9 protein-coding genes are annotated in these 13,747 nt (G+C 71.7%); 7 read left to right on the top strand and 2 right to left on the bottom strand.

What is annotated here, in order from left to right; genetic code table 11:
- The first annotated feature begins 5 nt into the window (after positions 1–5).
- Positions 6–3,722, top strand: coding sequence for a hypothetical protein (locus AB0E94_RS01545; RefSeq protein WP_360320734.1), 3,717 nt, complete (start codon positions 6–8; stop codon positions 3,720–3,722).
- Positions 3,723–3,782: 60 nt separating this feature from the next.
- On the opposite strand, the gene AB0E94_RS01540 is transcribed toward AB0E94_RS01545, so the two are convergent.
- Positions 3,783–4,739, bottom strand: coding sequence for an alcohol dehydrogenase catalytic domain-containing protein (locus AB0E94_RS01540; RefSeq protein ID WP_360320731.1), 957 nt, complete (start codon positions 4,737–4,739; stop codon positions 3,783–3,785).
- Between the two features lie 96 nt (positions 4,740–4,835).
- Between AB0E94_RS01540 and AB0E94_RS01535 the strand changes: the two genes are divergently transcribed.
- The 6 genes from AB0E94_RS01535 (at position 4,836) to AB0E94_RS01510 (ending at position 13,016) form a co-directional block, all read left to right on the top strand.
- Positions 4,836–5,966, top strand: coding sequence for a hypothetical protein (locus AB0E94_RS01535; RefSeq protein ID WP_360320728.1), 1,131 nt, complete (start codon positions 4,836–4,838; stop codon positions 5,964–5,966).
- A gap of 4 nt (positions 5,967–5,970) precedes the next feature.
- The gene (locus AB0E94_RS01530) at positions 5,971–6,732 is read left to right on the top strand and encodes an SDR family oxidoreductase (RefSeq protein ID WP_360320725.1); all 762 of its coding nucleotides are present in this window, start codon (positions 5,971–5,973) and stop codon (positions 6,730–6,732) included.
- A complete protein-coding gene (locus AB0E94_RS01525) occupies positions 6,729–7,856 on the top strand; it encodes a sulfotransferase (RefSeq protein WP_360320722.1) in 1,128 nt (375 codons plus the stop codon). Before AB0E94_RS01530 ends, AB0E94_RS01525 begins: the two co-directional genes overlap by 4 nt.
- Before the next feature lie 461 nt (positions 7,857–8,317).
- Positions 8,318–9,334: a polysaccharide deacetylase family protein gene (locus AB0E94_RS01520; protein WP_360320719.1), complete on the top strand. Its 1,017-nt coding sequence runs from the start codon at positions 8,318–8,320 to the stop codon at positions 9,332–9,334.
- Positions 9,335–9,649: 315 nt separating this feature from the next.
- The gene (locus AB0E94_RS01515; RefSeq protein WP_360320716.1) at positions 9,650–10,414 is read left to right on the top strand and encodes a tRNA(His) guanylyltransferase Thg1 family protein; all 765 of its coding nucleotides are present in this window, start codon (positions 9,650–9,652) and stop codon (positions 10,412–10,414) included.
- A gap of 718 nt (positions 10,415–11,132) precedes the next feature.
- Entirely contained in the window at positions 11,133–13,016 is a 1,884-nt protein-coding gene (locus tag AB0E94_RS01510) for an ABC transporter ATP-binding protein (protein WP_360320713.1), read from the top strand.
- Here AB0E94_RS01510 and AB0E94_RS01505 read toward each other — a convergent pair.
- Positions 12,982–13,548, bottom strand: a complete 567-nt coding sequence (locus AB0E94_RS01505) for a hypothetical protein (RefSeq protein ID WP_360320710.1) — start codon at positions 13,546–13,548, stop codon at positions 12,982–12,984. The two genes, AB0E94_RS01510 and AB0E94_RS01505, sit on opposite strands and share 35 nt — an antisense overlap.
- Between the last annotated feature and the right edge of the window lie 199 nt (positions 13,549–13,747).

Raw genomic sequence — 13,747 nt, 5'->3', positions numbered from 1 at the left:
CGAGGGTGACCACCCAGGGCGATACTCCGGCGACGGTGGGTGACCATCACCGATCGCACGACCTGCTCCCCTATCTCGGCCTGGCGCCGTTCGAGGAACGTCACGCCCGGCTGTTCCACGGCCGGCGAGCCCTCACCGAACACCTGCTCCAGCGCCTGCGGGAGCAACCGCCTGGCGCGGGTGTGCTGCTGGTGCTGGGCCCGTCCGGGGCCGGGAAGTCGTCGCTGCTCCGGGCCGGCCTGATGGGGTCGCTCGCCGGAGGCGCCGGGCTGATGGGGTCGCTCGCCGGAGGCGCCGGGCTGATGGGGTCGCTCGCCGGAGGCACGGTGGCGCCCGGTTCCGGACAGTGGCCGCGGCGTGTGCTCACCCCGACCGCCGGGCCGCTGCTCGAACTGGCCGCCTGCCTCGCCGGACTGGTCGGCGCCGATGCGATGGCGGTGCACCGGGCGCTGCTCGCCGAGCCGGCCGGGGCGCACGTGCTGGTCCGGCAGTCGCTGACCGGGGCCGGCCCGGACGCGCGCCTGGTGCTGGTGGTCGACCAGTTGGAGGAGTTGTTCACGCTCGGCTCGGACCCGGCGGAACAGGGCCGGTTCCTCACCGCGCTGCACAGCCTGGCCGCCGGGGGCGGCGCGCTGGTGGTCGCGGGCATCCGGGGTGACTTCCTCGATCAGGCGCTGGCCTTCCCGGAGATCCGGGACTCGGCCGAGGCCGGGGTGTTCCCGGTCGGCGCGATGTGCGAGTCCGAGCTGCGTGCGGCGATCACCGGCCCGGCCGCGGAAGCCGGTGTCCGGGTGCCGGAGGACGTCTGCGCCGCGATCCTGGACGATCTCCGTGAGCGCGGCGAGTCGGGTTCCGACAGCGGCGCGCTGCCGCTGCTGTCCCAGGTGATGTTCCTGATGTGGCAGTCCGGGGAGGCCGGCGGGCTGACCCTGGCGAACTACCACCGCTGCGGGGGCGTGTCCGACATCGTCCGCACCAGCGCAGAGCGGGTGTACGAGTCACTCGACGAGAACGGACGGGATCTGGCCCGCCGGATCTTCCTGCGGCTGACGGCGCTCACCGACGGCCGGCTCACCCGCCGCCCGAGGACCCGGGCCGAGCTGCTCGGCGGGGCCGGCGACGAGAGGGTCCTCGAGGCGTTCGCCGGGGCACGGCTGATCACCGTCGCGGACGAGACGGTGACCATCACGCACGAGGAGGTGCTGCGTTCCTGGACCCGGCTGCACGACTGGCTGCGACCCGACCTCGCCGATCAGGAGCTGCACCGCAGTCTCACCGAGGACGTCCGGGACTGGCAGAACAACGACCACGACCCGTCGTACCTCTACACCGGCCACCGCCTCCGGGCCGCCGACGAAGCCGCCCGGCGCTGGAACGACGACGATCACGCCCGGCAGCTCTACCTCGACGTGGCGGCGGCCGAATTCCTCCAGGCCGGCCGTCGTCGCGCCGGTGACTCCCGGCGGCGTGTCCACCGGGCGACGGCCGCCGCGGCGGTCCTCGTGGTCGCCATCACCGCCGGCGCCGGGTACGTCTCCCAGCTGACCACCGGCCACAGCGAGGAGCAGCGTCTCTCCACCCGGCTCGCGTCGGCCAGCCGGGTCGGCAACGTCGACCGTGGGACGGCCGAGCAACTGGCCGCGGCGGCCCTGCAGGTCGACGACACTCCGGAAGCGCTCACCGCGGCCGGGGTGCTGCTGGCCGACGCGTCCCGGGTGCTGCCGGCCCGCGACGGGCGGGTGGAGATCGGCGGTCCACGCGGGGAGCTGATGGCCACCATGGGCGTGGACACGGTCTGGTTCTGGGATGCGAAGACCGGGCACCCGATCGACACGCCGCTGACCGGGATCACCGGGTTGACCGACATCCGGATCAGCGCGACCGGGATCGTGGTCACGCTCGCCGCCGCCGACCCGGCGGTGCGGTTCTGGGATCCGGCCGCCGGGCGGGAGCTCGGCGCGCTGCCCGGCGGCCAGACCGGCACGGTGGAGAAGCTCGTCCTCGGAAACGCGGGACGGCTCCTGGCGACCTGCGGCACGGACGGCGTGGTACGGCTGTGGAACCCGGTCGACCGGAAGCCGAAGGGGACGCTGACCGGGCACGTGGGGCCGGTGCTGACCGGGCAGTTCAGCCCGGACGGGAAGGTCATGGTCACGATCGGCGCCGACCGGACCATGCGGCTGTGGGACGTGGCCACCGGAAGGCAGCGAGGCGAACCGAACGACGTCGACCCCGAGCTGGTGACCGCGACCGCGTTCAGCTCGGACGGGTCGCTGCTGGCCGCCGCCGTCGGCGACGACACGGTCAAGGTGTGGTCGGCGGCCACCGGGGCCAAACGGGCGAAGTCCCTGATCGGGCACGACTCCCGGGTGATCACGGTGGCTTTCGCGCCACGCGGCCCGGACGGCCCGGACGATCTGACACTCGCCTCCTCCGACGAGGACGGCACCGTACGGCTGTGGGATGCCGCCACGATGAAGGCGAAGGGCAAGCCGCTGCTCGGACATGCCGGCCTGGTGCACGACCTGCGGTTCAGCGCCGACGGGGATCTGCTGGCGACGGCCGGCGACGACGACGAGGTGCAGGTGTGGCGCACGGCCACCGGGGAGGCGGTGGGCAGGTCCCTGTCCGGGCACGACGGGCCGGTCCGGACTCTCCGGTTCGAGCCGGACGACGCGCTGATCACCGGGTCCGGCGACGGGACGGTCCGGCTGTGGGACAAGGTCGGCGCACCGCAGAACGGCCACTCCCAGCCGGTGAACGCGGTGACCTACAGTCCGGACGGCAGCCGGGTGGCCACCGCGGGCAACGACGGGACGGTCCGGCTGTGGGATCCCGCGACCAGGCTGCCGAAGGGCTCGCCGGTCTTCCGGGGGGACACCCCGGTGCGGGCGGTGGCGTTCCAGGACCGGGACCTCCTGGCGACCGCGGACGACAGCGGAGCCGTCCGATTCTGGGACCTGGCCACCGGAAAGTCCCGCGGGCGGCCGTTGACCGCGCACAGCGGGACGGTCTGGGCGCTCGACTTCAGCCCCGGCGGGAAGACGATGGCCACCGGCGGAGAGGACGGGACGGTCCGGCTGTGGGATCCGGAGACCCGCTCGCCGATCGGCAGGCCCCTGACCGGTCATGCGGGTCCGGTGCGTTCGGTGCGTTTCCAGCCCGACGGCCGCCGCCTGGTCACCGGCGGCGCCGACGGCACCATCCGATGGTGGAACGTGGACACCGGCGCCCAGGAGGGCGCGCCGATCAGCGGACACACCGGCGCGGTGTACGCCCTCGCGTTCAGCCGCAACCGGACGCTGCTGGCCTCCGGCGGACAGGACGGCCTGGTCCGGCTGTGGGACGCCGATTCACGTCAGCAGGTGTTCGAGCCGATGGACCGCCACAACCGGAAACCTGTGTGGGCGGTGGCGTTCAACTCCGACGACACGCTGCTGGCCAGCGGCGGCGACGACCGGACGGCCCGGCTGTGGGACACGGCGACCGGCGAACCGGAGGGTGCGCCGATCGCCGGGCACGCCGCGGCGGTCTCCGGCGTGGCGTTCCAGCCCGGCGAGCGGACGCTGACCACCGTGAGCGGCGACCGGACGGTGCGGTTCTGGGACATCGGCATCTTCCTGGAGCCCCGGAAGGCGCTGTGCGACCGGGTCGGTGGCCTCTCCGAAGCGATCTGGCGCCGGCAGCTGCCCGACGAGCCTTACGTGCCGACCTGCACCTGACGGCTCGCTCGTGCGGGCCTGCACCTGACGGCTCGCTCGTGCGGGCCTGCACCTGACGGCTCAGAGGACGATCACGGCACGGCCGGTGAGGGACCCGGAGGCGAGCTTGGCGTACGCCCGGTCGATCTCGGTGAAGGCGAACTCCTCCACCTGGTTGCGGATCAGCCCGGCCCCGGCCAGGGCGATCACCTCCTGCGCGTCGGCGATCGACGAGCCCTGGAAGGTGAACACCTCACCGTCGCGGGGCAGCGTGGAGAACCACGGTCCGCGCAGTCTCCCGCCGGCCGAGCCGATCAGGCCGTACGCGCCACCGGTCCGCACCGCCCCGATCCCGGCCGCGATGGTCTCGTCGGTGCCCACGAAGTCGAGGACGACGTCGGCCCTTCCGGACACCTCCGGCACACCGGAGTGCGCCCCGATGTCGGCCGCGTAGGACAGCCGGGCCGGCAGCGGATCCACGGCGACGACCCGGGCCGCGGTCAGCACCCGCACGAACTGGATGGCGAACGCGCCCAGCCCGCCGGCGCCGATCACCATGACCGTGCCGCGGGCCGGGATCCGGGGCAGGGCCCGCCGTACCGCGTGATAGGCGGTCGCGCCCGCGTCGGTCAGCGGCCCGGCGTGCCGCGGGTCCAGGTCACCGAGCGGGAGCAGCGCCCGCCGGTCACCGACCAGCACATGGGACGCGAGACCGCCGTCGCGCCCGTAGCCCCGGCCGGCCCGTCCGTGGGGGCAGCCGCTGTCCTGGCCACGCACGCAGTACCGGCACGTCCCGCAGGACGTCGGCGAGACCAGCGCGACCGGCTCCCCGGTGCCGTCGATCCAGCCGGCGACCTCGTGGCCCAGCGTGAACGGCATCGACCAGCCGAGCTGCGCGCCGACGGTGGCCGGGAGGTGCCGCATGGTCAGGTCGGAGCGGCACAGCCCGCAGCCGGCCACCCGCACCAGCGTCTCCCCCGGCCCCGGCGCCGGATCCGGCACCTCGACGAGTTTCGGGGGCTCGCCCCAGTCAGTCATCCGATACGCCAGCACACCCTCAAGAGTGGAACCTGTTATCGCCGTCGGTCAAGGAGAGATTGACCGGAAACTAGAACGAGTTCTATCGTCGAGGGCGTGCTCACCACACCGTTCGCGGAAGCGATCCAGGAGGCCGAGCGGGTCATCACAGGTGCCCCGCACGTGCGCGACGAGCTCGATCTCATCGAGGGCTACGACTATCTGGCCGGCAGCATCCGTGCGTCGGTGCAGATGGCGTGGGCGTACCAGCGGGACTTCCCCTATTTCGTACGCTCCACCGGGCCGTACACGAAGATGGGCCTGGACAACCCGGACACCCTGTACTTCCACGCGTGGCTGCGCGACGACGCCGAGTACGTGATCACCGGCGAGCGCGGCAGCACCGTGGACCTGAGCTTCCAGATCCTCGACGGCGACTACTCGCCGATCCAGGTGCCGGGCAGTCTGGCCGCCTTCGACGACCGGGAGATCGAGATCGGGCCGGACGGCTCGTTCCGGATGTTCCTCGGGCCGGGCCTCAAGGGCGCCGGGATGCTCGTGGTCCGGGAGGTCTTCAGCGACTGGGCCGCCGAGCGGCCCGGGATGCTGCGCATCCAGCGTGCGGACCGGACCGGTGCGGCCCCACCTCCCCCCACGCTGGATGCGCTGACCAAGCGGTACGGCGTAGCCGGAAAGATCCTGATCAGCCGGCTGCGCACGTTCCTCGCCTTCGCCGAACGGTTCTACCTCGGACTGCCGGTCAACACGCTCACCGTGCCGCGGTCCACTCCGGGCGGGCTGACCACGCAGTTCTCCTCGGTCGGGCACTACGACCTCGAGGACGACCAGGCGATGATCGTCACGGTCCCGGTCAGCGACGCCCCCTACCAGGGCATTCAGCTCGGCAGCATGTGGTACGTGTCGCTGGACTACATCAACCACCAGACCAGCCTCACGCGCGATCAGGCCCAGATCGACCCCGACGGCATGATCCGGTACGTGATCAGCGAGCGGAACCCGGGTGTCGCGAACTGGCTGGAACGCACCGGGCACCGCCGCGGCTACGTGCAGTTGCGCTGGCAGCGGCTCTCCCGTGAGCTGACCGCCGACGACGGGCCGAAGGTCGACCTCGTGGCCGTCGACGACCTGCCGAAACTGCTGCCCTACCACAAGCGGGTCGGGCCGGAGGCGTGGCGGGAACGGATCGCCGCCCGGCAGGCCGCGGTCGCCGCCCGGATGCTGGGCTGAGCCGATGATGCTCGACGGCAAGGTCGTGATCGTCGCCGGTGTCGGGCCTGGGCTCGGTGCGTCCATCGCGGTGCGGGCCGCCGGGCAGGGCGCTTCAGTGGTGCTCGCCGCCCGTACCCCAGAAATCTTGAATGAACTCGCCGGCAAGACCGGCGGGCTCGCGGTGCCCACCGACCTGACCGACGACGCGGCCGTGCAGCGTCTGGCCGCCGCCGCCCTGGAGCGGTTCGGGCGGATCGACGTGCTGGTGCACAACGCGTTCGCGATGCCGCCGATGCAGAGTCTCGGCAAGGTGGATCTGGCCGACGTGGGGACGTCGTTCGAGGTCAACGTGCTCGCCGCGCTGCGCACGATCCGGCACGTCACGCCGGCTCTGATCGAGTCGCGGGGCGCGATCGTGGTGGTCAACTCGGCGGTGCTGCGGCACTCACGGCGGCCCTTCGGGCCGTACAAGCTGACCAAGGCCGCCCTGCTGGCGGCGACGCAGAATCTCGCAAGCGAATTGGGACCCAAGGGGGTACGGGTCAACTCGGTCGCGCCGGGCTGGATCTGGGCCGACCAGTTGCGTGGGTGGTTCGAGTTCCAGGGGGCGCAGCGCGGGGTGCCGGCGCGGCAGATCTACGACGAGGTCGCCGCCACGACGGATCTGCGGCGGCTGCCCGAACCGGACGAGATCGCCGACGCCATCCTGTTCCTCGCCTCCAATCTCGCGCGCGGCATCACCGGCGCGTGCCTGGACGTGAACTGCGGGGAGTTCCACCATTGACGACTTCCGCCCGGACCGATGTCGGCGGCTTCGACGAACTGCACGCGTCGGCCAGCCGGCTCACCGGGCTGGACGACTTCGGGGGCGGTGACGACTACGCCGACGGGCTCCGGGTGCTGCTCCGGTCGTACGCCCAAGAGGCCGGACTGACCCCCGCCGGCAGTAAGCGGACTCGCGGCCTGTTGCGCGGCGCTCTGGTCTCGCGCCTGCTCGCCGAAGCCGCCTGGCGGGAGTTTCCGCAGCATGCCGGGGTCACGATCGAGCGGCCGGTGTTCGTCACCGGCCTGCCGCGCACCGGCACCACCGCGCTGCACCGGCTGCTCACCGCCGACCCCGCCCACCAGGGCCCGGAGCTGTGGCTGACCGAGATCCCGCAGCCGCGCCCGCCGCGCGCCGAATGGGAGTCGCACCCGATCTTCCTCGCGCTGCGTGACGCGTACGGGAGCGTCGACCTCGCCGGGGTGCACCACATGGGACCGGAGCAGGTCGAGGAGTGCTGGCGGCTGCTGTGCCAGTCGATGACGTCGGTGTCGTTCGAGTGCACGGCGCACATTCCGGGCTATTCGGCCTGGCTGGACTCCCACGACTGGACCGCCGCCTACGCCCGTCACCGCCGCAACCTCCAGCTCATCGGCCTGCACGACCGGGGCCGGCGGTGGGTGCTGAAGAACCCGAGCCACCTGTTCGCGCTCGACGCCCTGTTCGCCGCCTACCCGGACGCCGTCGTCATCCAGACGCACCGCGATCCGGGCACCGTGATCGCGTCGGTGTGCAGCCTCAACGAACGCGCGTCGGCCGGCTGGTCGACGGTCTTCGCCGGGCCGGTCGTCGGGCAGGCGCAACTCTCGCTGTGGTCGCGCGGGCTGCGGCGCTTCCGCGCCGACCGGGCCCGCCACGATCCGTCCCGGTTCATCGACGTGCGGCACGCCGACCTGGCCGGCGACCCGATGGGCACCATCGAGATGATCTACGAGAGGCTGGGGTCGCGGTTGAGCGGTCCGGCCCGGATCGCGGTGCGCGAGGCGATTCTGCGGGGTACGCCCAAACCCGCGCACTCCTATGAGCTGGCCACTTTCGGGCTCACCCCGGCGGACGTGGACCGGGCGTTCGGCAGGCTTTCGTAAGTTTCGGGGTTGTGGTCCGTAACATTATCGGTCAACCTTCTTCGGTGTGGCATTGAAACGTTAACCACCTCGTCTTTTGCGTGATCGTCGGGCGTTTTTGCTTCCGGAATGTTTCCGGAAGTTGTTGACACTGTGGCGCGGGCGACCTAATACTCGCTGGCGAGAGGAATCGCTGACTGTCGATTCGCTCGCCACGTCCCCGGTCGCCGTCCCCGCGGCGCCCCCATCGCTTCCGCCACCGTCCCCGCAGCGCCGGCCGCCGCCTCCACACCGTCCCAGCGGCGTCTTCCCGCTGCCTTCCGCACCAGCCCCGCGCCGCCTTCCCGCCGTCCCCGCGCCGCCTTCCCGCGGCGCCTTCCCGCCGTCCCCGCGCCGCCTTCCCGCCGCCTTCCCGCCGCCTTCCCGCCGTCCCCGCGGCGTCTCCCCGCCGCTCCGCGCCGTCTCCGAAAAGGACAAAAGCCATGTCCAGAATCCCCATCCCCAGCCCCGCCGCCCCCACCGCCACCTGGAGACGTTTCATGGCCGTCGCGCTGACCGCCGGGCTCGCCGCGGTCGGGCTGGTGATCGCCGACCCCGGCGCACGGCCGTCCCGGGCCGCCGCCTGCAACGGCTACGTCGGCCTGACCTTCGACGACGGGCCGTCCACCAGCAACACCCGCAACCTGCTGACGGCGCTGCGCAACAACGGGCTGCGGGCCACCATGTTCAACCAGGGCCAGTACGCCGCGGCCAACCCGGCGCTCGTCCGCGCCCAGGTCGACGCCGGCATGTGGGTGGCCAACCACAGCTACACCCACCCGCACATGACCCAGCTCAGCCAGGCCAACATGGACTCGGAGATCTCCCGTACCCAGTCCGCCATCGCCGCGGGCGGCGGCGGCACACCGAAACTGTTCCGCCCGCCCTACGGCGAGACCAACGCCACGCTGCGGTCGGTCGAACAGAAGTACGGCCTCACCGAGATCATCTGGGACGTCGACTCCGCCGACTGGAACAACGCCAGCACCGACGCGATCGTCGCCGCCGCGGCCCGGCTCACCAACGGCCAGGTCATCCTGATGCACGACTGGCCGGCCAACACGGTCGCCGCCATCCCGCGCATCGCCCAGGGCCTGGCCTCCCGCGGCCTGTGCGCCGGCATGATCTCGCCGGCCACAGGACGGGCGGTCGCCCCCGACGGCTCCGGTGGAGGTGGCGGTGGCGGCGGGAGCGCTACCTGCACCGCGACGCTCTCCGCCGGACAGTCGTGGGGCGACCGTTACAACCTGAACGTCGCCGTCACCGGTTCCAGCAACTGGACCGTGACCCTCAACCTGCCGTCCCCGGCCAAGGTGATCAACACCTGGAACACCACGGCGACCTGGCCCTCGGCCCAGCAGATGGTCGCCAAACCGAACGGCAGCGGCAACAACTTCGGCCTGACCGTCCAGCCCAACGGCAACTGGACCTGGCCCAGCGTCTCCTGCACCGCCACCTGACCGCCCGCTCCCGCAGTCCGACCCGATCCCGTCTGACCTGATCTCGCCCGACCTGATCTCGCCCGACCTGATCCCGTCCCGATCTCGTCCCGGCCCGTTCCCCATCTGGACCCGTTCCCCGAATAGCGGGGGGGGGGGGGGGGCCCCCCCCCCCCCCCCCCCCCCCCCCGCGGAGTAGGTGGGGGTGGAAGACGGCGGGGGGGGCCGCCGCCCCCCTGCCCCCATTCGCGGGGGCGCCCCCCCCGCCGCCCCCCCCCCGCCGCGCCCTTCGTTATCCGCTTTCGGAGTCCACGGCGGTCGTGCAACGCTCGCCCGATGCCCGTCGACGACTCCCTCGGCAACCGGATGAAGACCTACGAACGGGTCACCCGGACCGTTCTGCCGCCGCGCACCTACACGCTGATCCGGGCCGACGGACGGGCCTTCCACACCTATCTGCGCGACTCGGTCAAGCCGTTCGACCTGGACTTCATCGCCGACATGGACCAGGTCGCCCGGGAACTCTGCGAACAGGTCGCCGGAACGGTCTTCGCCTACACCCAGTCCGACGAGATCAGTCTGCTGCTCTCCGACTTCGGCGGCCGGAACACCCAGCCATGGTTCGGCGGCGAGGTCCAGAAGATCGTCTCCACAGTGGCGGCGCTGGCCACCGCGACCCTGTGCACCCGCCGTCCCGGCCGCCCGGCCACCTTCGACGCACGGGTCTTCACGATCGCCGACCGGGCCGACGTCGCGAACTACTTCATCTGGCGCCAGCGGGACGCCGTCCGCAACTCGATCGCGATGGCCGCGCAGGCCCACTTCCCGCACCGGCGTTTGCAAGGCGTCCACAGCGGCGGCATGCAGGAACTCCTCTGGTCCGAGGCCGGCGTCAACTGGAACGACTACCCGGCCGGCGTCAAACGAGGCCGCCTGATCGTGAAGGCGACCGGCGAGCGGGAGCTCACCTACACCGACCGCCGGACCGGCGCCGAACACACCACAACCGCCCAGCGCACCTGGTGGGAGCCCCAGGACGCCCCACACTTCACGGTCCCGGCGCTGCTGCCCGCCATCCCCGAGATCACCACCGGCCGGTGACGAGACACCGCGGACCTCGAGACCATTCGGAGCCCTCACCGACCCGGACCACCAGCCGTCGCCCACCACCGAAATACAGACGGCAAAACCACGCTCAGCGACGGCTGAGACCACCAGCCGTCGCCCACCACCGGAATACGGACGGCAATACCGCGCTCAGCGACGGCTGAGACCACCAGCCGTCGCCCACCACCGGAATACAGACGGCAATACCGCGCTCAGCGACGGCTGGTGAGGGGCTGCGGCCCGCTCCGTGCGCCTGCGGCGCGCGTCGGCAACGTCGACCAGCGCACACATTGGCCGATCGCGTGCTCTGGTCCTCGCCCGAGCAGAGACAGGAGCACACGCACGGCCGATCGTGAGCGTTCAGCCACGCCGGGACGACTATGCGAGCACACGCAACGCCTACGTGTGCGCTCGTCACCGCTGCGGCGAGGCCCGTCGACGGCGCCCGACACGTCAGGTGGCAGGAATCCGGGCGGATGGCCACACGACGCTGGCAAGATCCACGCGCCGGCCAGGGGTCGGAGGCTCACATGACCGGCAACGGGGCGGTAGCCGGGAGTGGGTGACCGGCCCGGCGGGCGCGCTGGGGGCCGGCGCCGGGACTGCGTCGCGGGGTAGCGGAGAGAGCAGGGTGGGTGCGGTTGGGGGAGGTGTGGCCGTACCAGAAAGGAGGGGTTGACCTCAACCGCAGGTTAAGTGGGACCTTCGGGGCATGAGTATGGAAGTCGCTGCCTGGAATTCGATGTGGCATGCCATGAATCAGCAGGACGACAAGCGGCCGTTCTCGCGGGCGACGCTCAAGCGCATTCTCGCGCTGGCCCGGCCACAACGCCGCATCCTCGCGGCGTTTCTGCTGCTCAGTGTGGTTACCGCGGTGCTTGCGGTGGCTACCCCGGTGCTGGCCGGGCAGGTGGTCGACGCGATCGTCGAGGCCCGGGAAACGCGGCTGGTGATCACGCTTGCGGTGGCGATCGCGGTGATCGCGCTGTCCGAGGCGGGGCTCGGGCTGGTGCAGCGGTGGCTGTCGGCGCGGATCGGGGAGGGGCTGATCCTGGAGCTGCGGACCCGGGTGTTCGATCACGTGCAGCGGATGCCTGTCGCGTTCTTCACCCGGACCCGGACCGGGGCGCTGGTCAGCCGCCTCAACAACGATGTGATCGGGGCGCAGCGGGCGTTCAGTGACACGCTGTCCGGGGTGGTCGGCAATCTGGTGGCGCTGATCCTGACGCTGGTCGTGATGATCGGGATCTCCTGGCAGATCACCGTGCTGGCGCTGTTGCTGCTGCCGGTGTTCGTGCTGCCGGCCCGGCGGATGGGCGGGCGGCTGGCCGGGCTCCAGCGGGAGGCGGCCGAACACGACGCGGCGATGAACACGCAGATGACCGAACGGTTCTCGGCGCCCGGCGCGACGCTCGTCAAGTTGTACGGCGATCCAGCCGCAGAGTCGGCCGAGTTCGCCGCCCGGGCCCGCCGGGTACGCGACATCGGGGTTCGCACGGCGATGGCCCAGTGGACTTTCCTGACCGCGCTGACCAGCGTGTCGGCGGTGGCGATCGCGCTGGTCTACGGCCTGGGCGGGTTCTACGCGCTGCAGGGCCGGATGGATCCGGGCGCGGTGGTGTCCCTGGCGATCCTGCTGACCAGGCTGTACGCGCCACTGACCAGCCTCGCCAGCGCCCGCGTCGAGGTGATGAGCGCCCTGGTCAGTTTCGAGCGGGTGTTCGAGGTGCTCGACCTGAAGCCACTGATCGAGGAGAAGGCGGACGCCCAGCCGGTGCCGGACGGGCCGGTGTCGGTGGAGTTCGACGACGTGCGGTTCGCGTATCCGGCCGCCGACAAGGTGTCCCTGGCGTCACTGGAGGAGGTGGCGACGCTCGACACCCGCGGCGGTGAGGAGGTGCTGCACGGCGTGTCGTTCACGGCGGCGCCGGGGCAGATGGTGGCGCTGGTCGGGTCGTCCGGCGCGGGCAAGTCGACGATGGCGAGCCTGCTGCCCCGGCTGTACGACGCGGGCGAGGGCACGGTCCGGCTGGGCGGGGTAGACGTGCGCGACCTGAGCGCGGCCTCGCTGCGCCGGACCCTCGGCATGGTCACCCAGGACGGGCACCTGTTCCACGAGTCGGTACGCGCCAACCTGCTCCTGGCCCGGCCGGACGCGACCGAGGACGAACTGTGGGACGTGCTGCGCCGCGCCCACGTCGCCGACCTGATCGAGTCGTTGCCGGACGGGCTGGACACCGTCGTCGGGGAACGCGGCTACCGGCTGTCCGGTGGGGAACGGCAGCGGCTCACCATCGCCCGGCTGCTGCTCGCCCGGCCGCGGGTGGTGGTGCTCGACGAGGCGACCGCCCACCTGGACTCGACCTCGGAACAGGCGGTGCAGGCCGCGCTGGGTGAGGCGCTGCACGGGCGGACCGCGGTGGTGATCGCGCACCGGCTGTCGACGGTCCGGGCGGCCGACCAGATCCTGGTGGTCGAGGACGGCCGGGTCGTCGAACGCGGCACCCACCCCGAGCTGCTCGCCGCCGGTGGCCGTTACCAGGAGTTGTACCGCACCCAGTTCAGCGAATCGCCGACGCCCGCCGGACCGCGCTGACCAGCAGGCGCTCGGCGACGGCCGGGTCGCCGTCGGAGGTCTCCCAGCCGGTGTCGGCGACCACGACGACGGCCCGGCCGGTGCGGGCCACCGCCACGAACGTGTGGTGGGTGATCTCCTCGCCGACGTGGTCCCACTTCTGGGTCCAGCGCAGGGTCAGGCCGTCCGTGCGGTCCTGCTCGATCCGCCAGTCCGGGCAACTCCGCGCCGCCTTACGGAGTTTGCGCAGGTAGCGCTCTGGATTCTGGTGGAGCGCCAGATACTCCATGATCGCCTCGGGCGCCTTGTCGACGTCGATGACGGCGCCGACAGCCCGCTCGGCGGCCGGTGCGGGCAGGGTGGCGCCGCACGGGCGGGGCGGGCGGAGCTGCGGCCAGTCGTCGGCGTCGGCCGGGTGCGGCGTGACGCCGCCCAGATCAGCGGCCTGGAGCAGGGCCTCGTCGGGGATGCCGGCGGCCCGGGCCGGTGGCGCCGCGGTCGCACCGACGATCACGACAACCGCCGCGGCGAGGAGCCTCCGGAGGACGAACATGGCACCTCCCACCACCTGCATAACCGGAATTCGACCCTACGCTGCGGCCGGAGCTTCACCCGGGCATTTCCCCGAATCGTGTGTTAGGTTGGGCGTGTTGCAGTTTTGATTTCCAAGAATTCCTCTTGAAGCAGACGTTATCCAGACACGCGATGGGTTATCCGAATCCTACGGGTGTTTATTCGTCTCTGCCCGGGTT

It is taken from the genome of Actinoplanes sp. NPDC026670 (assembly GCF_040638175.1).
GTDB lineage: Bacteria > Actinomycetota > Actinomycetes > Mycobacteriales > Micromonosporaceae > Actinoplanes.
This window is presented reverse-complemented; position numbering and strand designations above follow the sequence as displayed.

Coding starts and splice junctions, on each gene's coding strand:
- AB0E94_RS01540 (WP_360320731.1), bottom strand. CDS start 4,739: ATGACTGACTGGGGCGAGCCCCCGAAACTCGTCGAGGTGCCGGATCCG.
- AB0E94_RS01530 (WP_360320725.1), top strand. CDS start 5,971: ATGATGCTCGACGGCAAGGTCGTGATCGTCGCCGGTGTCGGGCCTGGG.
- AB0E94_RS01520 (WP_360320719.1), top strand. CDS start 8,318: ATGTCCAGAATCCCCATCCCCAGCCCCGCCGCCCCCACCGCCACCTGG.
- AB0E94_RS01515 (WP_360320716.1), top strand. CDS start 9,650: ATGCCCGTCGACGACTCCCTCGGCAACCGGATGAAGACCTACGAACGG.
- AB0E94_RS01510 (WP_360320713.1), top strand. CDS start 11,133: ATGAGTATGGAAGTCGCTGCCTGGAATTCGATGTGGCATGCCATGAAT.
- AB0E94_RS01505 (WP_360320710.1), bottom strand. CDS start 13,548: ATGTTCGTCCTCCGGAGGCTCCTCGCCGCGGCGGTTGTCGTGATCGTC.